Annotated in this window: 1 rRNA gene; it reads right to left on the bottom strand. The window is 55.6% G+C overall.

The window, feature by feature from the left end:
- Positions 1 to 149: 149 nt before the first annotated feature.
- Positions 150 to 2,110: ribosomal RNA gene (locus tag AC1D1S_RS20980) — 23S ribosomal RNA — on the bottom strand; the annotation flags it as partial.

The following is a 2,110-nucleotide window of genomic DNA, read 5'->3' as shown; positions in this document are numbered from 1 at the left end:
CCTCGACCGTTAATGGTGTTCCGGCGGTGACCTACTCTCCCACACCCTCCCGGGTGCAGTACCATCGGCGCTGTGGGTCTTAGCTTCCGGGTTCGGGATGGGACGGCCCTGGTGTGAACGTCTTTTGAATCCGTTCACGGGATGGGTGTGTGGTGTAAGTTATCGGCCTATTAGTACCGGTCAGCTTCACGAGTCGTTAGTCCTCGCTTCCACATCCGGCCTATCAACCCAGTGGTCTGGCTGGGGGCCTCTCACACACAAGGTGTATGGAAATCTCATCTCGAAGCGAGCTTCCCGCTTAGATGCTTTCAGCGGTTATCCCATCCGAACGTAGCTAATCAGCGGTGCACTTGGCAGTACAACTGACACACCAGAGGTTCGTCCGTCCCGGTCCTCTCGTACTAAGGACAGCCCTTCTCAAATTTCCTGCGCGCGCAGCGGATAGGGACCGAACTGTCTCACGACGTTCTAAACCCAGCTCGCGTACCGCTTTAATGGGCGAACAGCCCAACCCTTGGGACCTACTCCAGCCCCAGGATGCGACGAGCCGACATCGAGGTGCCAAACCATGCCGTCGATATGGACTCTTGGGCAAGATCAGCCTGTTATCCCCGAGGTACCTTTTATCCGTTGAGCGACGGCCATTCCACAATGTACCGCCGGATCACTAGTCCCGACTTTCGTCCCTGCTCGAGATGTCTCTCTCACAGTCAAGCTCCCTTGTGCACTTACACTCGACACCTGATTGCCAACCAGGCTGAGGGAACCTTTGGGCGCCTCCGTTACTTTTTAGGAGGCAACCGCCCCAGTTAAACTACCCATCAGGCACTGTCCCTGACCCGGATTACGGGCCGAAGTTAGATGTCCAAAGTGACCAGAGTGGTATTTCAACGATGACTCCACCCGAACTGGCGTCCGGGCTTCAACGTCTCCCACCTATCCTACACAAGCCACTCCGAACACCAATACCAAACTATAGTAAAGGTCTCGGGGTCTTTCCGTCCTGCTGCGCGTAACGAGCATCTTTACTCGTACTGCAATTTCGCCGAGTTTATGGTTGAGACAGCGGGGAAGTCGTTACTCCATTCGTGCAGGTCGGAACTTACCCGACAAGGAATTTCGCTACCTTAGGATGGTTATAGTTACCACCGCCGTTTACTGGGGCTTAAATTCTCAGCTTCGCCTTGCGGCTAACCGGTCCTCTTAACCTTCCAGCACCGGGCAGGAGTCAGTCCGTATACATCGTCTTGCGACTTCGCACGGACCTGTGTTTTTAGTAAACAGTCGCTTCCCCCTGGTCTCTGCGGCCCCGATCCCCTCCCACCAGCAAGTGGTGTTCAAGGTTGGGGCCCCCCTTCTCCCGAAGTTACGGGGGCATTTTGCCGAGTTCCTTAACCATAATTCTCTCGATCGCCTTAGTATTCTCTACCTGATCACCTGTGTCGGTTTGGGGTACGGGCGGCTAAAACCTCGCGTCGATGCTTTTCTCGGCAGCATAGGATCACCGAATCCCCCCCTGCGGGGGTCCCGTCAGATCTCAGGCATCATGAACGGCGGATTTGCCTACCGTTCGCCCTACATCCTTGGTTTTTCGCCGGTACGGGAATATCAACCCGTTGTCCATCGACTACGCCTGTCGGCCTCGCCTTAGGTCCCGACTTACCCAGGGCAGATTAGCTTGACCCTGGAACCCTTGATCATCCGGCGGACGGGTTTCTCACCCGTCTTTCGCTACTCATGCCTGCATTCTCACTCGTGTAGGCTCCACCGCTGGTTTCCACCGCGACTTCACTGCCCACACGACGCTCCCCTACCACTCCAGACGCCTGAACCACAAGGGCTTGGCTATTGTCTGAAATCCACAACTTCGGCGGTGTACTTGAGCCCCGCTACATTGTCGGCGCGGAATCACTTGACCAGTGAGCTATTACGCACTCTTTTAAGGATGGCTGCTTCTAAGCCAACCTCCTGGTTGTCTTCGCAACTCCACATCCTTTCCCACTTAGCACACGCTTAGGGGCCTTAGTTGGTGGTCTGGGCTGTTTCCCTCTCGACTATGAAGCTTATCCCCCACAGTCTCACTGCTTATCCCCCACAGTCTCACTGCTGC

The organism is Arthrobacter sp. P1_A5, assembly GCF_056406825.1.
Note: the sequence above shows the minus strand (reverse complement) of the source record. Positions and strands in the feature narration are given on the sequence as shown.